The 22,870-nt window shown below is 36.3% G+C and carries 21 protein-coding genes and 1 rRNA gene; 12 read left to right on the top strand and 10 right to left on the bottom strand.

Annotated features, from left to right (window positions below; genetic code table 11):
- The first annotated feature begins 16 nt into the window (after window positions 1-16).
- The 4 genes from phnD to AB3M96_RS13780 all read left to right on the top strand — a co-directional run bounded on the left by phnD (window position 17) and on the right by AB3M96_RS13780 (window position 3,619).
- Window positions 17-910: a phosphate/phosphite/phosphonate ABC transporter substrate-binding protein gene (gene phnD / locus AB3M96_RS13795; RefSeq protein ID WP_412968207.1), complete on the top strand. Its 894-nt coding sequence runs from the start codon at window positions 17-19 to the stop codon at window positions 908-910.
- 32 nt (window positions 911-942) lie between these two features.
- On the top strand, window positions 943-1,677 hold the full coding sequence (gene phnE / locus AB3M96_RS13790; protein ID WP_412968339.1) for a phosphonate ABC transporter, permease protein PhnE: 735 nt from the start codon (window positions 943-945) through the stop codon (window positions 1,675-1,677).
- 14 nt (window positions 1,678-1,691) lie between these two features.
- Window positions 1,692-2,429 (top strand): phosphonate ABC transporter ATP-binding protein, encoded by a 738-nt coding sequence (gene phnC, locus AB3M96_RS13785; RefSeq protein WP_412968206.1) that lies wholly within the window; start codon window positions 1,692-1,694, stop codon window positions 2,427-2,429.
- A gap of 89 nt (window positions 2,430-2,518) precedes the next feature.
- Window positions 2,519-3,619 (top strand): AI-2E family transporter, encoded by a 1,101-nt coding sequence (locus AB3M96_RS13780; protein WP_412968205.1) that lies wholly within the window; start codon window positions 2,519-2,521, stop codon window positions 3,617-3,619.
- A gap of 286 nt (window positions 3,620-3,905) precedes the next feature.
- On the opposite strand, the gene AB3M96_RS13775 is transcribed toward AB3M96_RS13780, so the two are convergent.
- Genes AB3M96_RS13775 through AB3M96_RS13765 form a run of 3 tightly spaced genes read right to left on the bottom strand, consistent with a single transcriptional unit; the run spans window position 3,906 to window position 5,839 of the window.
- Window positions 3,906-4,925 carry an LLM class flavin-dependent oxidoreductase gene (locus AB3M96_RS13775; protein WP_412968204.1) on the bottom strand — a complete coding sequence of 340 codons (1,020 nt, stop codon included), beginning with the start codon at window positions 4,923-4,925 and terminating at the stop codon, window positions 3,906-3,908.
- Window positions 4,926-4,941: 16 nt separating this feature from the next.
- Window positions 4,942-5,226 (bottom strand): DUF3219 family protein, encoded by a 285-nt coding sequence (locus AB3M96_RS13770; RefSeq protein WP_412968203.1) that lies wholly within the window; start codon window positions 5,224-5,226, stop codon window positions 4,942-4,944.
- 19 nt (window positions 5,227-5,245) lie between these two features.
- On the bottom strand, window positions 5,246-5,839 hold the full coding sequence (locus AB3M96_RS13765; protein WP_412968202.1) for a class I SAM-dependent methyltransferase: 594 nt from the start codon (window positions 5,837-5,839) through the stop codon (window positions 5,246-5,248).
- 165 nt (window positions 5,840-6,004) lie between these two features.
- Here AB3M96_RS13765 and AB3M96_RS13760 point away from each other — a divergent pair, with 165 nt between their 5' ends.
- Complete coding sequence (locus tag AB3M96_RS13760; RefSeq protein ID WP_412968201.1) at window positions 6,005-6,316, top strand: LapA family protein; 312 nt, start codon at window positions 6,005-6,007, stop codon at window positions 6,314-6,316.
- Window positions 6,317-6,389: 73 nt separating this feature from the next.
- Here AB3M96_RS13760 and AB3M96_RS13755 read toward each other — a convergent pair whose 3' ends face one another.
- Window positions 6,390-8,594 (bottom strand): ATP-dependent helicase, encoded by a 2,205-nt coding sequence (locus tag AB3M96_RS13755; protein WP_412968200.1) that lies wholly within the window; start codon window positions 8,592-8,594, stop codon window positions 6,390-6,392.
- A gap of 158 nt (window positions 8,595-8,752) precedes the next feature.
- On the opposite strand from AB3M96_RS13755, the gene fumC reads away from it, so the two are divergent.
- Complete coding sequence (fumC, locus tag AB3M96_RS13750) at window positions 8,753-10,141, top strand: class II fumarate hydratase (protein WP_412968199.1); 1,389 nt, start codon at window positions 8,753-8,755, stop codon at window positions 10,139-10,141.
- Between the two features lie 213 nt (window positions 10,142-10,354).
- Here the strand turns inward: fumC and pepF are convergent, their stop codons facing one another.
- Complete coding sequence (gene pepF, locus AB3M96_RS13745; protein ID WP_412968198.1) at window positions 10,355-12,145, bottom strand: oligoendopeptidase F; 1,791 nt, start codon at window positions 12,143-12,145, stop codon at window positions 10,355-10,357.
- 548 nt (window positions 12,146-12,693) lie between these two features.
- Between pepF and AB3M96_RS13740 the strand changes: the two genes are divergently transcribed.
- Window positions 12,694-13,506: a hypothetical protein gene (locus AB3M96_RS13740; RefSeq protein WP_412968197.1), complete on the top strand. Its 813-nt coding sequence runs from the start codon at window positions 12,694-12,696 to the stop codon at window positions 13,504-13,506.
- Between the two features lie 141 nt (window positions 13,507-13,647).
- Complete coding sequence (locus AB3M96_RS13735; RefSeq protein WP_412968196.1) at window positions 13,648-14,784, top strand: DUF2515 family protein; 1,137 nt, start codon at window positions 13,648-13,650, stop codon at window positions 14,782-14,784.
- A 64-nt stretch (window positions 14,785-14,848) separates the two neighbouring features.
- Here AB3M96_RS13735 and AB3M96_RS13730 read toward each other — a convergent pair whose 3' ends face one another.
- The 4 genes from AB3M96_RS13730 to AB3M96_RS13715 form a co-directional block, all read right to left on the bottom strand.
- On the bottom strand, window positions 14,849-15,013 hold the full coding sequence (locus AB3M96_RS13730) for a hypothetical protein (protein ID WP_412968195.1): 165 nt from the start codon (window positions 15,011-15,013) through the stop codon (window positions 14,849-14,851).
- Between the two features lie 16 nt (window positions 15,014-15,029).
- Window positions 15,030-15,476, bottom strand: a complete 447-nt coding sequence (locus tag AB3M96_RS13725) for a DUF5392 family protein (RefSeq protein WP_412968194.1) — start codon at window positions 15,474-15,476, stop codon at window positions 15,030-15,032.
- A gap of 301 nt (window positions 15,477-15,777) precedes the next feature.
- On the bottom strand, window positions 15,778-18,381 hold the full coding sequence (adhE, locus tag AB3M96_RS13720) for a bifunctional acetaldehyde-CoA/alcohol dehydrogenase (RefSeq protein ID WP_412968193.1): 2,604 nt from the start codon (window positions 18,379-18,381) through the stop codon (window positions 15,778-15,780).
- A gap of 79 nt (window positions 18,382-18,460) precedes the next feature.
- Window positions 18,461-18,685, bottom strand: coding sequence for a hypothetical protein (locus tag AB3M96_RS13715; protein ID WP_412968192.1), 225 nt, complete (start codon window positions 18,683-18,685; stop codon window positions 18,461-18,463).
- A gap of 310 nt (window positions 18,686-18,995) precedes the next feature.
- Between AB3M96_RS13715 and AB3M96_RS13710 the strand changes: the two genes are divergently transcribed.
- From AB3M96_RS13710 to AB3M96_RS13695, 4 genes are all read left to right on the top strand, one after another.
- Entirely contained in the window at window positions 18,996-19,853 is an 858-nt protein-coding gene (locus AB3M96_RS13710) for a manganese catalase (RefSeq protein WP_412968191.1), read from the top strand.
- 96 nt (window positions 19,854-19,949) lie between these two features.
- Complete coding sequence (locus tag AB3M96_RS13705; RefSeq protein ID WP_412968190.1) at window positions 19,950-20,213, top strand: DUF1292 domain-containing protein; 264 nt, start codon at window positions 19,950-19,952, stop codon at window positions 20,211-20,213.
- Window positions 20,214-20,228: 15 nt separating this feature from the next.
- Complete coding sequence (locus AB3M96_RS13700) at window positions 20,229-20,606, top strand: hypothetical protein (protein WP_412968189.1); 378 nt, start codon at window positions 20,229-20,231, stop codon at window positions 20,604-20,606.
- A gap of 10 nt (window positions 20,607-20,616) precedes the next feature.
- Window positions 20,617-21,882: an erythromycin esterase family protein gene (locus AB3M96_RS13695; protein WP_412968188.1), complete on the top strand. Its 1,266-nt coding sequence runs from the start codon at window positions 20,617-20,619 to the stop codon at window positions 21,880-21,882.
- Window positions 21,883-22,792: 910 nt separating this feature from the next.
- Here the strand turns inward: AB3M96_RS13695 and rrf are convergent.
- Window positions 22,793-22,870 (bottom strand): 5S ribosomal RNA (rrf, locus tag AB3M96_RS23655); the annotation flags it as partial.

Below are 22,870 nucleotides of genomic sequence, written 5' to 3'. Positions count from 1 at the left end.
ATTAGAGGTGTATGACTTGAAAAAATATGTGGTAATAGCAATTTCAATTGTTTTTATATTAATGCTAGGTGCATGTAGTGAGAACGATAAAAATGAGTCTAAAGGTGAAAATTCAGATCCGTTTACAATTGGTGTAATACCTGTTCAAACAGTCGGAGAAATGGAAACGGCAATGGATAAGTTACAGACACTTTTAACTGAAAAACTTAATCGAGATGTTTCGGTTGAAGTTTATCCTGATTATAACGGTGTTGTGGAAGCGATGAACTACGACAAGATTGATATGGCCTATTTTGGTCCATTAACATACGTGGTGGCACATGAGAAAAGTGGCGCAAAAGCAATTATTACTCAATTAATAAATGGTGAACCTTTTTACCATTCGTATATAATCACTCATAAGGATAGTCCGCTTAACTCAATTGAGGACCTAACTGTAAATGCAAATGATATTGATTTTGCGTTTGGAGATATCAATTCTACTTCAGGATCACTTATTCCCTCAATTGAATTAAATGATCGAGGTGTCTTCCAGTCTGAAGATGAACATAAGTTTAAATCTGTACGATTCACAGGTTCGCATGATGCAACTGCTTTAGCAGTTCAAAATAAACAGGTAGATGCTGGTGCTATTGATAGTGCAATCTATAACCAACTTGTAGATACGAAAAAAATTGATGGCTCGCAATTCAAAACTATTTGGCAGTCTGAAAAGTTATTTCAGTATCCTTGGGCTGTTCATAAGGATACTGATAACGAAACCATCGAACGATTACAGGATATCTTTTTAGCAATTAAGGACGAAAGTATTTTAGCAGCATTTGGTGCAAGTGGATTTACAAAGGCATCTAATGAAGACTATGAAAGTATTAGACAGGCGGCTATAAAACAAGGAATAATTACGGAATAGAGCTGATTATCTTGTGGTTTAAACGCAGAACCATACCTATCCTGCTTTTGTTAGGTATCGCTATATATTATAGTATGAAACTCACTCAATTTGATCTTTCAAAGTTTAAAGATTTTCGGAATATGATTGATTTTCTTTCACAGTGGTTTCCGATGGATGTTTCCTCACTACGTTATATGCTTTTAGATAGTGCTGAAACATTGGCAATGGCTTTTCTAGGAAGTATTTTCGGTTTGGTAATAGGAATACCTTTAAGTTTTATTGCTGCTCGAAATACTTCTCCCTCCCCTTTTATCTATCATTTTTCTAGAATGGTATTAAGCTTTGTTCGATCAGTACCGGAAATTGTATTTGGGTTAATTTTATTGACAGCACTAGGACTTGGTCCCTTCCCGGCAGTACTGGCTATCATGTTACATAATATTGGAGTTCTTGGTAAATTAATATCTGAACTCATCGAAGCATCTGACCCGGGTCCTCAGGAAGCGATGAATGCGGTAGGAGCAAAAAGTTGGTTTGCGTCCCTCTTTAGCATCATTCCGCAAATCTGGCCGAATGTATTATCTCAGTACTTTTATCGTTTTGAAGTCGCAATCCGAACTTCCCTTATCCTCGGATTTATTGGCGGAGGTGGAATTGGGCAGCGTCTTTTTAATGATTTTAAAAGCTTTCAATATTCGTCGGTTTCTCTTGATGTATTGTTAATAATGGTCATTGTTATCATCGTTGATACATTAGGTAGTTATGTACGGAACAAAGTAATGTAATGGAGTGTCCTTTTATGATTGAATTAAAGAATGTATCTGTATACTTCCCAGAAGCCAAACATAACGCTCTTTCTTCTATAAATCTTACATTAACCGAGGGTGAATTTATTTGTGTTTTAGGTAAAAGTGGCGCTGGTAAATCGACACTAATCAGATGCCTAAATGGCCTGCAAATACCAACAAGTGGAGAAGTCTTTTGGAATGGCGAAGCATTGTCTACTAAAAGTAATGAAGATCTCAGAAAAGTAAGAAGAGAAATGGGAATGATTTTTCAACATTTTAATCTAATTCCCCGGTTAACTGTTATGCAAAATGTATTAACCGGGATGTTTGGTTATCGGAGTTCTTTCAAGAATCTAGTAGGCTGGTTTTCAAAGGATGAAATTCTGGAAGCCCAAAATGTACTTTCAGTTGTTGGTTTATCGGATTATCAAAATAGGAGAGTCGAAAAGTTAAGCGGCGGACAAAAGCAAAGAGTTGGAATTGCTCGGGCACTTCTTCAAAAACCTCGCGTGTTTTTAGGAGATGAACCTGTGGCGAGTTTAGACCCTGGGACTGCCAGTCGCATTTTTACTCTTTTGGATGAATTGCATCATCGTTATCACTTACTTTCAATTATGAACCTACACGATGTCGCATTAGCTAAACAATACGCTACTAGAATTCTTGCTTTAAAAAATGGTGAAATCATATTTGATGGGAAGCCGGAAGAATTTACAGATGAAATCTACGTTAAGACATATGAAATGTAAATTAGTAGGATTTATAAGGTAGTAATTGTATTATTTATTGTGAATTGATATACTTTTTGTAATATTACTAGAAAAGAAGGTACATGCATTTGTCGAAGAAAAAATTTCAATATTGGCTAATCCAAATCCTATTAATTTTAACAATTGTCTTTGTCTCAACAAAAATTACGTTTTTATTTGCACCAATTGGTGTGTTTTTCTCAACAATCTTTTTTCCTATTTTAATTACGGGGTTTTTGTACTTCCTATTGAACCCGGTTGTAAACTTCTTACAACGTCGTAAGGTCCCAAGGGTACTTGGAATACTAATCATATACGTCGTATTTTTTGGTTTAATTGTGTTGGCATTTGGGAATTTGGTTCCGACAATTACTAAGCAATTTACCGCTTTAGGGAATGCACTTCCAGGATATGCAAACCAAACATTAGAATTCTTTGAGGATGTTGCACAATCATCTGAATTCAAATGGATTCAGAATGAGCAAAATGAACTTCTAGAAACGATTGAACAACGACTCATTGAATTTGCGAACACAATACCTAACCGAATCACAGGTGGGTTGTCTCAATTTATTGGTGTAATCGCAGATATTGCAGTCATTTTAGTTACTGTTCCATTTCTACTATTTTATATGTTTAAGGATGGACATCGTTTTCCGAATGCCATTTCTAAATTTCTTCCTTCAGCATATAGACAGGAAGGCTTAAATATTTTAAAAGAAACCGGTGAGACTCTATCTGCCTATATACAAGGTCAAGTAACGGTTGCCCTTGCAGTTGGTACATTAGCTTTTATCGGGTATTTAATAATTGATCTCCCCTTTGCTCTTGTAATGGCTTTAATCGTGGCAGTAACGAACATTATCCCATACGTAGGACCAATCCTTGGAGGTGCTCCTGCAGTTATCGTAGCTTTATTTGATTCACCAACAAAAGCATTGTTAGTTATCATTGTTATCTTGGCAGCACAGCAGATAGAAGGAAATGTTCTTTCCCCTCTTATCTTAGGAAAAAGCTTGGACACACATCCTGCAACAATTATCATTCTTTTACTAGCAGCAGGTAATCTTGCTGGAGTATTAGGTATGGTGCTGGCGATTCCTACATATGCCGTCGTAAAAACAGTTGTTATTAATGTTGTGAAGTTCCTAAAAGCGAAGAAAAAAGCTGATTTGTCAGTGGAAACATAAGAAAAGCGTAAGCGTCTAGGAAATAGGAACATCGACTAAACAGCCGCCACGTCCTGTGGCGAACGTCGATGTCAGCACATCCTGTGCAAGTCCGACAAGCGCTGGAACCCTGACGAGGAGGCTCGAAAAAAAGCAAAGCTTTTTTCCTGCGAGGATTAACCTCACGAAGCATTCCTTAGTGTTGCCGCCGCAGGAGGGGTGAAGCGACCTCGAGGGGCTAGGCGCTGGAGCTGGACACCAAAAACTAAGTTGAAAATTATATATTCTTTTACTAAGTTATCCCCTCTCAATTTTTTGAGAGGGGATTTTTGCATAGGGCTTCCTTTGCAATTAATTCATAGGAACGAATACGATCTTCGGGAGAATGTGTGATAGTCACAATCATCAATTCGTCAGCTTGATAGGTTTCTTTTAATTCTTCAAGCCTACTTATTACTAATTTAGGATCTCCTATGATTGCCTTTTTTTTCATTTTTTCAAAAGCGTCATTTACTTTTTCATTCGTTATGTACTCTTTAGCCTTTTCTATTGTGGGAAGTCCGTTAGTGCCAATCCCTTTTTCCTTTTGAAGTCCCCACACAAACGAACTTAAGGCAATGTCTTCGGCGTTTTCTGTAGTATCAGAGCATATCGCTGATACAGTTACAATTACTTCAGGTTTGTCTCCTTGTTTACGCGGTGAAAAATTATCTCGGTACTGCCTGATTATATTTTTTCCATCACTATCACTCATGAATAGTCCAAACGTATATGCCATACCCATTTCAGCTGCCAACTTAGCACTCTTTTTGCTCGTTCCTAACAGCCAAGGTTTCGGTGGAGTATTTGGAACAGGTGCAGCTGAAATTTTTGCAAATTCATGGTCAGATGGAAAATCGTTATATATAAAATGAAGTAGTTCCTCAACTGATTTTGGCATTTTCCAAACATTTTGGAGAAAGTTATCGGATAATGCATTCGTTACCTCTGCAGAACCGCCCGGGGCCCTTCCGATTCCAAGATCGATTCGGTTTGGAAAAAGAGTCGCCAGCATATTGTAAATCTCAGCCACTTTATAAGGCTTATAATGTGGTAACAAAACAGCACCGGAGCCAATTCGGATAGTTTTGGTGTGTGTACCAAGTAACCCCAACATTACTTCAGGTGCAGAACAGGCAAGTCCAGACAAATCGTGATGCTCTGCTATCCAGTATCTATTGTATCCAAGTTTTTCTCCTGCTTGGGCGAGTTTCACTGATTCAAATAAAGCATCTTGAGGTGTTTGCATAGAAGAAATGGGAACTTGATCTAATATACTTAATTTCACACTAGCCAACTCCCTTCTATTCTGTTACTTCAAGCAAAATTAATGAGAAGTCCCCTGATTGTCCTTTTTCATATAAATTCGTTACCGAAGTAAAATACTGATCAATTTTCACTTTACAGGTTAAGTCTTCGTCTGGAACATTCAGCGTAAATTTACCTTTGTATAGTAAAGTTGTAACATCATGATAATCTTCACTTGTTACTTTAAAATCAACAGAGATTTTTAGCTTTCCATTTTCGTTTGTTTTTTGATAAGAAGTGACTTTAAGTACATAATCATTTAAAATAATTTCTCTAACCAAGAATTTACCTCTTCTCTTTTTATTTAGTATTTTCAATTTCGATGACAACAAACAATCCTTTATAAAAAGAAGTTATATTTGTAATCTGAAAGCCTTCCTGTTGAAGTACGTTTACTGTTTCACGATTCAAACAACAACCATCACAAATTTTACTCCAGGCTGGGGTTAACAAGTCCTGTAGTTTTGCAAGAATGGGATTATTCATTTTCACATGCTCAAAAAGAAGGATTTTACCGTTTGGTTTACACAACCGTTTTATTTCATGTAATGCTTTTCTTACGTTCGGAATTGTACAAAAAACCAGGGTAGCAACAACTGTATCATATGTATGATCTCCGAATGGTAGTGTTTCAGCACTAGCTTGGACAATTTCAATTGGGACAGAAGCAAGTTCTTTATTAGATTTAGAAAGTTCAATCATATATTGGCTTGGTTCGATAGCCGTTACACTCTCAACATTACGATATAGCGGAAAGTTTACACCTGTCCCAGAACCAATCTCGATTACTCTTCCCTTCGCTTTCTGTAGTAAAGATTTTCGTATCTGCTTGAATCTTCCTACTTCTAATGGTTTCATGGCTATGTCATAAAACTTGGGGAATACCTTACTCATTTTCGTAATTCAACTCCATTAATTGTCTACAAAATCTATTATATAATAGTACTTTTCTGGTTTGCGAGTGAAGGAGCTTGGGTAAAGAGAATAGTATGTAGTTGCTACCCTTTAAAATGGGTAGGCTAACATATGTAGTACATGTATTAAAAGGGGTGGTAGAGAATGAAAGCACAATGGAATTTAATTTTAGGACTTTTATTTGCACTAATTGTAGCTATTTTTGCTGTTGTAAATGTAGATTCTGTTCGGGTTAACTATGTGTTCGGTTATACAGAGATCCCGCTTATTCTTATTATTTTTGGTTCTGCATTATTAGGAGGATTGGTTGTTGGGATGTTCGGTATATTTCGTCAATACTCACTTCAGAGAAGAATTAAAAAGCTCGAAAAAGATTTGGTTGATGTCGAGAAAAGCCAAACCGAACCACTTGTAGATTCAGAAGGTAAAACCGATACTACAGACAATGATAGATAAGAAAAACGAGAGAAGATCTTTCCTTCTCTCGTTGTGTAAGAGAAACAGACGAAAAAACAGTAGTTTAACTACACTAAATATTTACTTCGTCTGCTATCTCTAATAAACCCAATTCCAAGCAAGTATCAATTAATAGAGTTTTGCTCTCTTTTTGAAATTGAATTTTGATTCGATCTTCAATCATTTCAATAATCTCACCATGACCAAATACACGATGTTTTATAGCGAAACCTGTTTTCAACTCTTCTGCCTTTTTAATTGCATTTGGGTTATATGGGACAATGCTTTTTTCTTTTCGACCCATTTTTATTGGTTTATCTTGTTGAATCTTAGTTGGCGGAGTGAGAATGTTTTGGACATTTGTCACGAATTGTGATTGCCTCACATCTTTTCCATATTGGCTTTTATAGTACAACAACTCCAGCTCTTGTTCTGCACGTGTCATTCCCACGTAGAACAAGCGTACTGCTTCTTCTAGTAGTTTGTGATTTCCATCTCTATACTGTTTAATATCATCATGTGAAGGAATCACCCCTTCGATTAAATCAATCATGTACACCTTTTTGAATTCGAGCCCCTTTGAACTATGAAACGTTGAAAAAGTCACGCTGTTTTTATTTTTATTAAATTTCGAGGATTTCACCAATGATTCTAGATGATTCAGACGGCTTGCAAACTGCTCCATCGTTTCAAGTGAATCTGCTATTTCTTCCAAAGTTTGAAGGATACCAAGTAAATAATCCTCTTTAAAGCCAAGTCTTTTACACATCTCTTTAATAGTTTTATCATAGCCAAGTTGAACACGAATCATTTTAATAGCATGCAGCGGGGCTACACCCTTCATTTTCTGGAAGGTATCCTTAACATCTAGAATCTGTTTTACTTGATACTCTTTTAGATTTTTGTTTGCTAGGAGTCGGTCAAATACAGATTGTGAAGATGGAAATCTGGTTAGTTGGTAAAGTTGTTCTTTCGATATAAATAAACCACATTTGCTGTATATTTTCTCAAAGATATCGAACCTTTTATCAGTGAATGACATTCTCATGAAATTCAGGACATCCTTGACGACCCAGTGAGAAAAGAAACGATTGTCAGAGTCCTTCATATAAAAAGGAACATGATTTCGATCTAGTTCATTCATTAACAGTATCGAGGAAGAGTTATTTCTATATAAAATAGCAACGTCACTCAAATTTTCTAAGCCCGATACTTCCTCAACAATATATTTTGCCTGGTCCCGATAATCCTTTAATGCATTAATCGTAATAGGTTTATGTTGTGGGTTTTCAGTAAACATATTCTTATCATAACGCTCTTTATTTCGTTTGATAAACCGATTCGCAACATCAACAATGTCCTTTGATGAACGGTAGTTTTGTTCCATTTTAAGGATTACTGCCTCAGGGTATACCTTTTTAAAATCAATTAAGTACTGTGGTTCAGCACCACGCCACGAATAAATGGATTGATCATCGTCAGCGACAACGTATAAATTATTGTGCTCTTCTACTAGCTTTTCAATAATAGCATGCTGTACTAGTGAGGTATCCTGACTTTCATCGGTGAGAATATAATCATACCGTTTCTGGTACTTTTTTAGTAAATAAGCATCATTTGAGAACGCCTCATTTGCAATGGTTAGCATATCATCATAATCTAGCAATAAGTTTGAAGAATTAGAGTTTTTTACATTCTCATATTCTTGTACAATCAATTCAACAGAAGGAACATCACAGGCTACAGTTGCCCATTTATCACTAGGTATTAACTTATTTTTTATAAAGCTAATAAAGGTAGTTAGCTCCTCTAGTTGATCTTCTGTTATATTTTCACCATTGATGGACTTGTAAATGTTTCGAAGGAGGATTTTCTTATGTGGTGCCTGGTTGCCGGCTTCTATATTTCCTTCAATTAATTGATAAGAAATACCTTTTTTATAAAAATACTCTCTTACTACCTCGAAAGCTAAACTATGAATCGTTGAAAAGTCTACAGAATCTGTCGAGTGGTTTGGAAAAAATCGAGCAAACCTTTCTTTCATATCTCCAGCAGATGCCCGACTGAAGGTAACTGCCTTTATGCGAGATGGTTGAGTCCCTATCTCTTCTATCAAATAACCGATTCGCATAATAGTTGTGGTGGTCTTTCCTGAACCTGGAGAGGCCAATAGAAGCAATGGTCCTTGTGTATGCAGCACAGCTTTCTTTTGAACGTCATTTAAGGTTACACCCAGCTCTGCTCTTTTCCTCGTAAAGAAATCCTCTTCTCTTCTCAAACTGCACACCTCCAATTCGTAAAATATAATTATAGTATCTATAAAAATAATAGACAAGAAGTATGATGTGTAAACATGACCTTAAAGTAGTAGTTTCACACAATAGGTAATTAATGGTACTTTATAATAGGAAAGAAAAAACGTATGAGGTGATCAATATGGATTATCGAATTGAAAAAGATACTATGGGTGAAGTCAAAGTTCCTGCAGATGCCTATTGGGGTGCACAGACTCAAAGGAGCAGAGATAATTTTCGAATAGGACTTGAAAAAATGCCTGAGGAGATTATCCTATCGTTTGCTATCTTAAAACGAAGTGCTGCAATTGTGAATGAGAAATTAGGTAAGCTTTCCAGTCATAAATTGAACGCGATCATCTTTGCTTGTGATGAGATTCTTTCAGGTAAGCTTTCTGAACATTTCCCTCTTGTAGTTTGGCAAACAGGAAGCGGGACGCAAAGTAATATGAATGTCAATGAAGTTATAGCGAACCGTGCTAATGAATGGTTAGGAAAGAATGGTATCCAAGAAAGAGTTCATCCAAATGACGATGTAAATATGAGCCAAAGTTCGAACGATACCTTCCCAACTGCAATGCATATTGCCGGGGTCAAAGCAATTAAGGAAACCCTCCTCCCACCTATCGCTAATTTACAAAAAACGCTTGAATCTAAACAAAAAGAATTCGATCATCTTGTAAAAATCGGAAGAACTCATCTTCAAGACGCTACACCATTAACTCTGGGTCAAGAAATTAGTGGTTGGGTACACATGGTAAGGCTCTCAAAACAAATGATACTAGAATCGCTTGAAAAGTTGTATGCATTGGCAATTGGAGGAACTGCAGTAGGTACCGGAATCAACGCTCATCCGAAATTCAGCGAATTAGTCTCAAAAGAAATTTCTGCCTACACTGGCTGCCCTTTTCATTCATCCGAAAATAAGTTTCACGCACTTACAAGTCACGATGAAATGGTCTATGCACACGGAGCGTTAAAGGCGCTAGCAGCTGATTTAATGAAGATAGCAAATGATGTCCGCTGGCTAGCAAGTGGTCCCCGCTGCGGAATTGGAGAAATTACCATACCCGAAAATGAACCTGGAAGCTCAATCATGCCCGGCAAGGTTAATCCAACTCAAAGTGAGGCGCTTACTATGGTTGCTGTACAAGTCATGGGAAACGATACGACAATCGGGTTTGCTGCAAGCCAAGGGAATTTTGAACTAAATGTATTTAAACCAGTTATCATTTATAACTTTCTTCAATCAGTCAGGTTACTTGCAGATTCAATTAACTCCTTTACTGTTAATTGTGTTACTGGCATTCAGGCAAATGAAAAAGTCATCAAAAAATACCTAAACGAGTCGCTTATGCTCGTAACTGCACTTAACCCTCATATTGGCTATGAAAAAGCAGCGAAGATTGCAAAGCATGCTCATAAAAGCGAAATTTCTCTTAGAGAAGCAGCCTTGGATTTGGGTATTCTTACAGAGGAGCAGTTTGATGAATACGTGAAGCCAGAGGAAATGGTGAGGCCGAAGGAATGATACCACTATTTGACGCTCGGGGGAAGTTGCTAAAAACCATAAATTTAAATTAAAAACCGTATTTTCAAATTAAAAATCGTAAATTCAAATTAAAAACCGTATTTTCAATTTAAAAATCATAACCACCATTATCGAGGAGAATTCTACATAATTTTATCAATGCCAAACCTAAAAAACAGAAAAAACTCACCATCAGGTGAGTTTTTTCTGTTTTTACAGCTTCGAAAACTCTTCTACAAGCTCATAAAAGCGTTTGAGAGAATTTTCAATTGGATATGGAGTGGTTAGATCTACTCCGGTTTTCTTCAACAATTCAAGTGGATAATCAGAGCTTCCACTCTTTAAAAATTCTAGATAGGAATCAAGTGTCGCCTGATCTCCTTCTAATAGCTTTGTTGCAATATGGATGGCAGATGCAAATCCAGTAGCATATTTGTATACATAAAATGGACGATAGAAATGTGGAATACGTGCCCAGCCATACTTAACTTCATCATCAAAGACAATATCGTCTCCATTATATTCTCTAAATAATGCTTCATATGTTTGACTGAAGGATTCTACGTTTAACGGCATCCCTTTTTCAGCCATTTCATGTGTCTTTTTCTCAAATTCAGCAAACATAACTTGTGTAAAAAATGTTCCTTTGAATTTATCAATGAAATGGTTAATAAGGAATTTGCGAACCTCTTCGTTTTTCTCATTGTTTAATAGGTAATTGATTAATAAAACTTCATTTACTGTTGATGCTACTTCAGCTACGAAGATACTGTAGCGGGCTGTAATTTGTGGTTGGTGCTCTGAGCTTAATTTGCTGTGTACTCCATGCCCACACTCATGTACCAATGTAAATAAACTGTCCAAATCATCCTGGTGATTCAGTAAAATGAATGGGTGAACTCCATAAACTCCTAGATTGTATGCGCCAGAACGCTTACCTGGAGTTTCTCTAACATCAAAATAACGATTGCGCTTAAAGTCCTGTAAAGTGTTGATGTATTCTTCCCCGAGTGGTGCTAACGCTTTGCACATCGTTTCATACGCTTCTTCAAAGGACATATCCTTTTTCGCTCCACTTACAAGCGGAACACTTAGATCATATTGTCGCAACTCTTCGAGACCCAACTTCTCTTTACGAATACTTGTGTACTTGTGCATCGCACCTATGTTTTTCTTCGTAGTTTCAATTAAGTTTTCATATACCTCTTTTGGCACGTTGTCACCGAACAAGGCCTTTTCCAAAGCAGAAGGATAATGACGAAGCTTAGATAACGTTACATTGTTTTTTATTGCAGCAGAGAGTGTAGATGCAATTGAATTTTTCAGATGAACATATGGCTCATAGTATGCTTTGTATGCCTCTCTTCGCTTTTCGCGGTCTTCATCTTCAATTAATTTCGCATACATCCCTCTTGTTAGCTCAACTTTCTCCCCGTTTTCCTTTGTAACTGTACCAAACTTAATATCAGCGTTATTGATCATTCCATATGTATTACTTGGTGCAGATAAGGCTTCTCCCAATTGAGAAAGTATCGCTTCTTCATCCTTTGTTAGCACATGTGTCTTATAGCGAAACGACTCATAAAGTTCCTTCGCGAAGTATTGAAGACCTGCTTCTTCGTCAATATACTTCTTTAATGTTGTTGCTTCCAAGCTTAGTAAAAATGGCATAAAGAATGAATTTGCCGAGCTTACTTTTACACTTAATTGTTTAGCTCGATCTAAATATGCTTGTGATTCAGTTACACGTGTGTCCTCGTCTACTTTTAACATTGCATAAGCAAACAGCTTATTAAAATGAAATGATAGCTTTTCACTTAATGTTAAATATTCACATAATGAGTGTCCATCATGAATATTCCCGTCGAACTTTTTGAGATCCTCTCCCATTTTTTCAATGAGTTTGTAATCTTCTTCCCATTTGCTTACATCAGAATACAAGTCAGATAAGTTCCATTTTTCCTGTTCTGGTACTTCCGTTCTTGATTTATATGTGGTTGTCATATGAACAGCTCCTCTCTTAAAATGACACTTAATAAATTAGTTTTGTTAACCGTAAAAGAATATATTCCTACATAAAGCTTTCTATGTCTAGCTCCAGCGCATAGCCAGTTTTCAACTATGAATATGCTTCTGCGACTATCTTGCGCAAAGCTTTGCTTTAAGCAGCGAGATGTCGCTTCAACCCTCCTGAGGCGGCAACACTAAGGAAGGCTTCGTGAGTATAAACTTCGCAGGAAAAAAGCTTTGCTTTTTTTCGAGCCTCCTCGTCAGGTCTCCGACGCACAGGACGTGCTAGTGCCGGCGATGCCACAGGACGTGGCAACTTTAGCCGGCCAGCGCTTGTCGGACTTGCACAGGATGTGCTGACATCGACGTTCGCCACAGGAAGTGGCGGATTTTAGACGATGTTCCTTATTTAGGCGCTTGCGCTTTTCTTAATTAAACCCTTTTAATATGTACAAAAGAAATATATCATATGATTTATAAGTGTCTTTAGTTTATTCTATAGGAACTACATAAATTTGTAAAAAATGAAAGGATGTTTAACGATGGCAGTTACCCTTCCTCACATAGAAGACCTAGGTCAAACACAATACTTACCACCCAAAGGTGATTTTGAAACTTTTGAAGATGAAGCTCAATATGAAGAAAAGGTTAGAGAATGGGGTCTTTCCACTACCAAGGAAGTTAAAAAAGAATTTTGGTACAAAGATCGGACACACCAGCGTCTCGTTACAATAAAAGGCTATCTTGTGTATGGGAAAGACAACTCTCATAATACACTTGTAATTGAGTTTCAAGATGGCAATTTAAGTTGTATTCACCCTGCCTACTTAAAAGAAATGCAATCACCGAGCTTTGGTAAATCAGCTATATCGGATACGTCTGTGGAACCTTCTATTAAACCTAAAAAAGCAGAAAAAACAAATACTGAAGAAGAGCGATCCACCGAAACTGTTGCAGAGCCTGTAGTTGATAAGGCTAAAACCGAGGAAAAAGAGAAAAAGCCTAAAAAGGAAAAAGTACCTAAAATTGAACTTCCTGAAGATAAGGTTCATTTTACTGCTACTGTAAAACAATTTGCGCTTACCTGGAACCACTTTAATGAAGAAAATGATGAAGTTGTCGTTCTAGAAAAGGTTGCTATCCAGGGAGATAACCCGATTGAAATAGGACTAGCTTGGTGCTCGCATTCGAAAACATTGAAAAAGCTTGAATTGACACCAGGTGAAGAACTTGAATTTGATGGAAAAATCGTGAAAAAGAAATTGGCTAAAGGCAAAGATATTGATGAAGAATTTATCATTGAAGAAGCCGTTGCATTCAAAATCAATAACCCCTCTAAAATTAAAAAAGGTTAAACTTATTGGGCAGTGGATTATAAGAAATCTACTGCCTTTTACAATACGGTCTAATACAAGCACGCCTTCCCTTCTTCCTCAATAAAATAAATACACTAACTTATTTAACTCCTCTCAAATAAGACTAGGAGGTAATAATTCTTGTGTAACTTCTTACAAAAACACAAAGTAACTCCCCTGCCTTCTTCACTAAAAAAGGTTAAAAAAGAATTAATAAGCAAGAAAGGTCCACAAAAACAATTATCATCTGACGAATCTAAACTGGTTCATAAAATTCAAGAAACTACTCAACTATTAAACCTTAATAATATAACCAGAACAAATGCATACCTCGACTTCTACAATCGTAATCCTGAGATTTACTGGGCATTCCTCGCACATATGGTATCAAGGAACGCGGGTTGGAATATGACGGATTTAAAAGGCGGACAATTACCCTATCTTTTAAGCGAAACAGAAGCAGAAGGTTTTTTCTCTTTCATCGAAAGAGGAAATTGGCTCATATTTCAAGATGCGTTTCCTCAGTTACTACTGTATGAAGCTAGTAAAAAACAAAACAAAAACTTATTTCCACTTTTACCGTTTTTAAATGTATCGAGGTTTATGGAAGTGATGTGGAATTATTATTGGTCAGAAAAAGATCCGTATACTCTAGTAGCAGCACAAATCTGTAATGAACAACAATATATTGAAGACCGAGTACTTACGAATCCTGCCTATAAAAAGAAGGTGTTTGAGACAGTTGAATTCAAACTACAGGAAATACTGGACCTTAATCATATTCTCTTTCCCTATGTACACGATGGACACGTTCATCTAATCGGTGAAACAGTCAATCATTTTGAGAGTGTACAAAACAGAATTAATTTAGGAAAAAGACTGTATTCTCACATATTTAATGATGACAAGAAACGTAACTTGATTATAGAATGGGCAAACAAAACACCACATACAGCTTCAAGAAAGGATTATTGGCCAGCAATTTTCCATGATCTAAATGAAGCTGTCCCTGGTAAACTTGTAAAACCAAGAGTGAGGGATTGTAGTTTAACACTTGGCTCTAAAAGAATTTATAGTCCACGCCTTGAGCATGTTTGGAAAAATAAAATACATGAGGAAGCAGAGCAAGGAGACTGGTATACGGATTGGCGAGTGGTGTATAACCTGATAAACGAGAAAAATGTGGAAGATGCTAATATCAGGGATGACTATTGTAGCACACTCGAAAAGCTTGAACTTGCTATATTCGCGAAACTTGCCATTTCTATTTTTGACTAAAGTTTTATATATAAGAATAAAAAAACACCTGAGCCCCAACAGTTTAGGGTTCAGGTGTAATAAGCTACGATCCTAAAACAAGCTTACTCCTTTTACAAAGTGTTGCATTAACACCTTGTTTTTGTAGCTTTGCTAGAATTTGTTGTATTGATTTCTTCTTTGTACTTTTGGGTTTTGGTTCCTCACTTACTGCTTTTGTAATAGGACTGTTTTTTATTCCACTTTGCAAGAACAACGACTCCTCTTTAAGAATAAATACCTCTATTTTCTTTTCTTTTTTCCTCATTTAAAAATTCGATAAAATGGTGTAATGCAAGTTTAGGCTGGTTTTGAAGCTTAACAATATAATCTTCTTGACGCCCTTCTGAAATCACATCACTTTTCTTAATTCTATTGATGATATATTCAGAGGAAATGGTCTCGATTTCTTTTTTCTTAAACTTTGTCTCTTTTGATAATGCAAAACCTATTGCACCTAATGTCGCGTAAATGATGACACTTGGCCAAGATTCATTCGTGAATGGAGTGAAAAATAATAAAAATATAAGGTTTACAAGGGATATCGTAATTAATGGGAATGACCAAAACATATATTTGGAGGTTTTCGCCATTAATGGTCCAATTTTTTCCTGTAGTTGCTCAAGTTCTTTTTTTATAAATGCCGGTAAATTGGTAGTTGTGAATATGTTCATCCTGTTTGCACCCTTTCCTTTATCAATTGGATATAGAAAAAGCCTATATCACATGTGGATATAGGCCAGATAAACAAAAAAGACCTATACCAAATTATGGTAAGGTCTTGCTAACAACAATGTAGTTGCCAACAAAGCCGAGAGGAAACCTCCGTAATGACGACTTTGCTGTAAAAGCTACTCCCCTTATATAAGAGTAATCCATATAGTAACTAGTAAAATAGTTTAATTTGATTTATTATAGAGTACCATATACTTTTCAATAAATCAATTAATTGTACAAATTCCTAGTTTATAAAGATTATACTCCTACATAAGCTTGACGGTATATTTCTGCTAATTCAGTTACAAGCGGTAACCGTGGATTAGCTGTTGTACATTGATCTTCGAAGGCTCGTTCTGCAAGCATATCTACTTTTCTATCAAATTCTTTTTGAGAGATACCACAGTCCATAATAGACATTGGAATATCTAATTCTCTTGCCAACTGTATAATCGCTTTAATTAAACTATCTACGCCTTCCTCTGTACTACTCGCTGGAAGTCCAAGAGCTTTTGCAATTTCTGCATATCGTTTGTCCGCAATATAGTATTCATATTTAGGGAAAGCTGAAAATTTGGTCGGTTTTGTTGCATTGTATTTTATAACATGTGGTAATAAGATTGTATTTGCGCGACCATGTGCAATGTGGAACTCTGCTCCAATTTTATGAGCAAGGCTATGGTTAATACCTAAAAATGCATTTGCGAATGCCATCCCGGCAATTGTAGAGGCATTATGCATTTTTTCGCGTGCCAACTCATTGCTTCCATCGTGGTACGCAATTGGTAGATATTCAAACACTAATTGTATTGCCTTCATTGCTAAACCGTCGGTATAATCATTCGCCATATTAGATACATATGATTCAATCGCATGTGTTAAAACGTCCATACCTGTATCTGCAGTTACATTCTTTGGCACAGTCGTTACATATTGTGGATCCACAATTGCAACATCTGGTGTTAACTCATAATCTGCTAATGGATATTTAATACTGTTCTTTTTATCGGTAATGACTGAAAATGATGTAACCTCAGAGCCTGTTCCAGATGTGGTTGGAATCGCAACAAATTGTGCCATACGTCCTAAATGTGGATACTTAAATACACGCTTACGAATGTCTAAGAATTTCTGTTTTAATCCTTTAAAATCTGTATCAGGATGCTCATAATAAAGCCACATTCCTTTGGCAGCATCCATTGGAGATCCTCCACCTAAAGCAATAATCACATCAGGCTCAAATTGCTGCATCATTTCTGCGCCCTTCATGACCGTTTCGATTGAAGGATCTGGTTCAACCTCAGAAAAAATTTCGCAATGTACATAGTCAGGACGTTTTCGTAAGTAATAAAGCACTTTATCTACATAACCAAGTTTAACCATATCAGGATCTGTAACAATAAATGCTCTTGAAATATTAGGCATTTTCGCTAAGTATTGAGTTGCATTTTTTTCAAAGAAGATCTTTGGTGGAACTTTAAACCATTGCATATTAACATTTCTTTTTGCTACTTTTTTAACATTTAACAAATGAGTTGCCCCAACGTTTGTAGATACTGAATTATGTCCGTATGAACCGCAACCAAGTGTCAGAGATGGCATATAAGCATTATATATATCACCTATAGCTCCTTGTGAGGATGGAGAATTCACTATGATCCTACCTGCTTTCATTCTTTTTGCAAAGCGATCAATAACCTGTTGGTTATTCGAGTGAATGACTGCAGAGTGACCTAAGCCTCCGAATTCAAGCATTTCCTCAGCGATTTTAATACCTTCGTGAGCATTTTTAACTTTATAACAGGCTAATACAGGACTAAGCTTTTCTCTGGAAAGTGGAAATTCAGGTCCTACACCTCTTAACTCTGCTATCAAAATTTTTGTTTCCTCTGGAACTGATATATCTGCCATTCTAGCTATTACATGAGCTGGCTTACCAACAATGTCCGCATTAACAGCGCAAGAATGCTCATTAATGACAATTCTCTCTAACTTTTTAACTTCTTCTTCATGTAGGAAGTAACAATTATTGTCCATCATTTCTTGTTTAACTTCATCATAAATATCTTCTTCTATAATAACAGCCTGCTCAGATGCGCAAATCATTCCATTATCAAACGTCTTTGATAAAATTAGGTCATTTACAGCTCTTTTAACAGTTGCAGACTTTTCAATAAAACAAGGAACGTTTCCAGGCCCTACACCTAGTGCAGGTTTACCCGTACTATAAGCTGACTTGACCATGCCTGCTCCTCCTGTTGCAAGTACGAGGGCAATATCAGGATGATTCATTAATAGCTGTGTAGCTTCAACGGAAGGATTTTCAATCCATTGGATACAGTTCTTTGGAGCACCTGCAGCAACTGCGGCATCCCGTAAAACTTTTGCAGCAGCACTACTACATTTCTGCGCAGAAGGGTGAAAAGCAAAAATAATTGGATTTCTAGTTTTTATAGAAATAAGGGCTTTGAACATTGTTGTAGAAGTTGGATTAGTAACTGGTGTCACACCTGCAATAATCCCAACGGGTTCAGCGACTTCAACTATTCCTTCGTATGGATTTTCTGAGATAACTCCTACTGTTTTATCGTACTTAATGTTGTGATATATATATTCGGTAGAAAAGATGTTTTTGATAATCTTATCTTCATATACACCACGCTTTGTTTCTTCAATTGCTAATTTAGCTAATTCCATATGCTGATCAAGACCCGCAAGTGCCATTTCCTTTACAATCATGTCGATTTGCTCTTGTTCAAACTTAAAGAAATCATTTTGTGCCTTTCTTGCCTGACTGACTAATTTTTCAATCATTGCATGCGAATCATGAGTTTTTTGTAATTCTTTTTCAATTACAGCCATTTTAGATTCCTCCTATTAAATTGATCTTCTTCGGTTAAAGTTTGTGAAGTATTGAGCATGATTGTCTAAAAAAAAGAAACTAACATACCGGGTTTCGTAAGATCTTTGTGATTGAGATGTCATTATACATTCTACTGTTCCTTTTAAGAACACACACATAATTTGTTGTCCAAATATACGTTGGAATGGGTCCTGCGTCTTCAATCATCATTGCTTCAAACTCATCATTAACAATTTGTTCAAACATTTTTCTGGTATAGGTGTCAGTATCTGTTGAAAAATCCTTCCATTCACATAAGATCATCGTTGTCACCCTTTCCTCTTTCTTACAACTTTAGTATATCACCTGTAAAAATATGAAAGCGTTTATAAATTTGTATAATAATTGAACCATATTTCGTAACTCTAAGTATTTTTTGTTTATTTTAAAAAATAGCTTTATTCACATACTTGCTATATTCTTCCTTACTTTCCATATTATTAGACTAGTTTAATACCCATTTTATATTAGATACTCACCTATTTGCCTACCCATTCATAGCCTATAGACATAGGAAATCGTTATAGATACCTATGACTCTTATGGAGAAACCAATAAGAAAGGTTGATGAGCGTTGTTCTACCATATAAAAGAATTACAATATCGTGCAAAACCTGACCGCCCGGATGCACTTTTTGCTAAACAACTTCAAGAAGTATTAGGAGGTCAATTCGGCGAAATCTCTGTTGCTTTACAGTACCTGTTCCAGGGGTGGAATGTTCGTGGTGCAGATGGAAAGTATAAAGACTTATTAATGGATACTGGTGCTGAGGAACTAGCGCATATTGAAATGCTTGCAACTATGATAGCCAGATTATTGGATGGGGCACCGGTTGGTGATCTTGAAGTTGCAGCGAAGGATCCAGTTATTGGAGCAATATTAGGTGGAATGAATCCACAACATGCCATTGTGTCTGGTCTTGGAGCAATGCCAGCGGATAGCGTTGGAAATCGTTGGACTGCAGATTATATTATTGCAAGTGGTAATCTTCTAGCTGATTTCCGAGCTAACTTAAATGCAGAATCTCAAGGACGTTTACAGGTTACTCGTCTATATGAATCCACAACAGACCGCGGTGTAAAAGATATGCTTTCCTGGTTGATTGCCAGAGACACTATGCACCAAAATCAATGGTTGGCAGCTATTTATGAGCTTGAGTCTAAAGAAAACGTTGTTGTTCCAAGTAGTTTCCCTCGTGAACTAGAAAAACGTGAAGTTTCACATGTATTATTTAATTTCTCTAGAGGAAATGAAAGTGCATCTGGTAGATGGGCTAATGGACCAAGTATTGATGGCGAAGGTGTATTCCAATACGTAGATAATCCCCAACCATTAGCTAAAAAACCAAGCTTGTGCCCTGCTCCTCCATATATTCACAATACATTACCTGCCGTCTTGGCAAATGGAATGGTACCACCAAGTATGTATTAGTTTTCTATCTGACCTACCAACAATTGGTAGGTCTTTTTCTGTTAGTAGAAGGTGTAATTAGGAGAAAATATACAAAACAAAATTGGGGGTATTTAAATGGACAATGAAATTTATAGAGATAAAATCGTGGTGAAGGATGAAAATGGCGACGAAAAACAATTTTCTGTTGAAGCGCTATTTGATATGAAAGAAAAAACATATGCATTATTGCGGTCCGAACAGAATGCGGAAGATACATTTGTAATGGAAGTGGAAAATTCAGATGAAGGTCAGTTTTTAGTAGGTCTGTATGATAATCATGAAAGAGACATGGTTCTAGATGCTTACGAAATCGCAGTACAAGCAAATCCTGCAGACTGATGGCAGGTTACTCTAATGGATAATAAGATAATTGATGTAATTGATGAGAAAATGAAAAGGCAAATTGAAAATGAACTAAGTGGTATGAGTTTTACAAAAAACTTTCGTTCCCCTTCTGCAGAGGAATGGTATATCTTTCTACCAAATTATGTTGATCCTCTTACTGGTGGCGCTGCAGGAAAAGCGATAATTCATTATAACCTTTTTGATACAAAAGAAATTTTTATTAATACTACAATTATTTTTGATGATCCAGCTCTACATAGAACTGATCTCCATCCTCTTGTGTACGCTCTAGCAGATGAAATAGTGAACAGACTTGTTGGATACGCTGACACCCTGCTTTCCGTACACTCTGGAGAAAATTCGTATAATGCAGAATATAAAAATTGAGGGATTTCAAATGACGAAAACACTGGTTCAAGCCATTAAGGATTATTCCATACCGATGAATGGAAAAGAAGATTTAAATACGTTAATACAGGAAGTACAAAATCACAAATACGTTTTACTAGGAGAATCCTCACACGGCACTTCTGAATTCTACGAAATACGTACTGAGTTAACAAAGAAATTGATAGTTGAAAAAGGATTTAGCTTTATTGCTGTTGAAGGTGATTGGCCGGCATGTCAGGTAGTTAACCAATATATTAAGGGGTATTCAAACAAGTATGCTACTGCAAGAGATGTATTAAAATCGTTTAATCGCTGGCCGACCTGGATGTGGGCAAATGAAGAAATTATTGAATTGGTAGAATGGCTAAAGAGATATAATGTAAAACAACCATACGATAAAAAAGTTGGATTTTATGGAATAGATATCTATAGTCTGTGGGAATCAATGGATGAAATAATTAAATATCTAGAAAAAAGGAACTCTCCGGACCTTGAAACAGCTCGAAAAGCTTTTGCTTGTTTCGATCCATTTAATCGAGATGCAGAAAAATACGCCCTATCTGCTTCATTTTACAACGAGGGTTGCCACGAGGAAGTAAGTAAACTTCTAACAGAATTATCAATAAAAAAACATCAGTTTACTGATTCAGAAGAAAGCAGTTTAAACCTTGAAGTAAATTCACTTATTACAGCTAATGCAGAAAATTATTATCGAACAATGATTACAAATGATAATGAGTCTTGGAATATTCGAGATCGTCATATGGTTGAGGTTCTTACCAAAATTGATTCCTATTTTAATCATCAAGCTAAAGGGATTATATGGGAACATAACACTCATGTTGGAGACGCCAGAGCAACTGACATGGTGAAAGAAAGTATTGTAAATGTTGGCCAGATACTTCGAGAAAAACTGGGTAATGAGGAACTATACATAGTAGGATTTGGTACTAATAGAGGTACTGTTATTGCAGCTGATGAATGGGGTGTAAACTTTGAAAAAATGACTGTTCCTCCTGGTGTTCCTGGAAGCTGGGAAGATGTCATGCATCAAGCTGGTGCTCATGATAAAATTCTTGTATTTACTGAGGAAAATAAGCATTTATTTTCGGATACAATTGGACATCGGGCTATTGGTGTAGTTTATAATCCTCAGTACGAACAATACGGAAACTATGTGCCTTCTGTCATGTCTGACCGGTATAATGCATTTGTATTTGTTGATTGTTCACGTGCATTATCTCCTTTAGAAGTTGGGAAGGTGTTGATTTAACAATATGTAGGATTAAATTATCAGACCAGCTATATTAGCTGGTCTGAATTGTTTTGAGTATCCTACTATTTTTTATGGGAAAATGAAGTGTTGTGAAGGAGTTTTACTATAGAGTTTTGTGAAGGATTTTGTTGAGATTTAAATGCATCTACTCCTCCCCTATATTAATTGTGCAGATCCCTACCTCTTTATTGTGCGGCTCGTGGTGTGTTATGAATAGAAGGTGTATTTTGATATCCGAAGTAGAGACTATATGAAGAAATAGACTCAGATAGCAGGAAAATCAGGGTTGTGAGGAAAATTTTTGAGCATTTTGGGCTTGTTACAAATATATTTAGACGCTTTTTAGGTATTTTAGTTAGATTGATAAGGTTAATTTTAAATTTGAGATCAGCGGATTGGTACTTATGATTTTTAATTCGGATTTACGGTTTTTATTTTGGAAATACGGTTTTTAATTTGAATTTACGATTTATATTTTGAAAATACGGTTTTTAAACGAGATTTATGGTTTTTAGCAGGTTTTCGTTAGGTATCTAGTAAAACTTGGTGAACCTCCGTAAATTTTCGAGAGGAAATCAGTAAAATTAAACTTGAGGAAAAGTTATCTTTTCACTCCTTATTATTATTAAAATAGGTCATTTTATCTCCTATATCGAAGGAGTTCTGTAACTTCCTCTTTAATTGTTTAGACAATGGATGAGGATTTGACCCCCTCGATAACCGCTTATGCATGTTAATTGAGATTTGTGGATATTATTTTGGATTATGCACGTTAAATCGAATTTGTGTATTTTAATCAAAATTTATGCATTTTAGCAATTTCGACAAAAGTTATGTCTTTCAAAACCTTACGGTTTTATACCAACAAAAAAAAGACCAGCAATTTATCAGCTGGTCTTTCTCTCGTGCCTAGCGACGTCCTACTCTCACAGGGGCAATGCCCCAACTACCATCGGCGCTGAAGAGCTTAACTTCCGTGTTCGGT

The sequence above is a fragment of the Ferdinandcohnia jepli genome (genome assembly GCF_047246645.1).
Classification (GTDB): domain Bacteria; phylum Bacillota; class Bacilli; order Bacillales; family Bacillaceae_L; genus Ferdinandcohnia.
Note: the sequence above shows the minus strand (reverse complement) of the source record. Positions and strands in the feature narration are given on the sequence as shown.

Bases quoted from the DNA above. Each gene is read 5' to 3' on its own strand.
- adhE (WP_412968193.1), bottom strand. From the start codon at position 18,381: ATGGCTGTAATTGAAAAAGAATTACAAAAAACTCATGATTCGCATGCA.
- AB3M96_RS13715 (WP_412968192.1), bottom strand. From the start codon at position 18,685: ATGATCTTATGTGAATGGAAGGATTTTTCAACAGATACTGACACCTAT.
- AB3M96_RS13760 (WP_412968201.1), top strand. From the start codon at position 6,005: ATGAAAGCACAATGGAATTTAATTTTAGGACTTTTATTTGCACTAATT.
- pepF (WP_412968198.1), bottom strand. From the start codon at position 12,145: ATGACAACCACATATAAATCAAGAACGGAAGTACCAGAACAGGAAAAA.
- AB3M96_RS13700 (WP_412968189.1), top strand. From the start codon at position 20,229: ATGGATAATAAGATAATTGATGTAATTGATGAGAAAATGAAAAGGCAA.
- AB3M96_RS13740 (WP_412968197.1), top strand. From the start codon at position 12,694: ATGGCAGTTACCCTTCCTCACATAGAAGACCTAGGTCAAACACAATAC.
- phnC (WP_412968206.1), top strand. From the start codon at position 1,692: ATGATTGAATTAAAGAATGTATCTGTATACTTCCCAGAAGCCAAACAT.
- fumC (WP_412968199.1), top strand. From the start codon at position 8,753: ATGGATTATCGAATTGAAAAAGATACTATGGGTGAAGTCAAAGTTCCT.
- AB3M96_RS13705 (WP_412968190.1), top strand. From the start codon at position 19,950: ATGGACAATGAAATTTATAGAGATAAAATCGTGGTGAAGGATGAAAAT.
- AB3M96_RS13765 (WP_412968202.1), bottom strand. From the start codon at position 5,839: ATGAGTAAGGTATTCCCCAAGTTTTATGACATAGCCATGAAACCATTA.
- AB3M96_RS13695 (WP_412968188.1), top strand. From the start codon at position 20,617: ATGACGAAAACACTGGTTCAAGCCATTAAGGATTATTCCATACCGATG.
- AB3M96_RS13725 (WP_412968194.1), bottom strand. From the start codon at position 15,476: ATGAACATATTCACAACTACCAATTTACCGGCATTTATAAAAAAAGAA.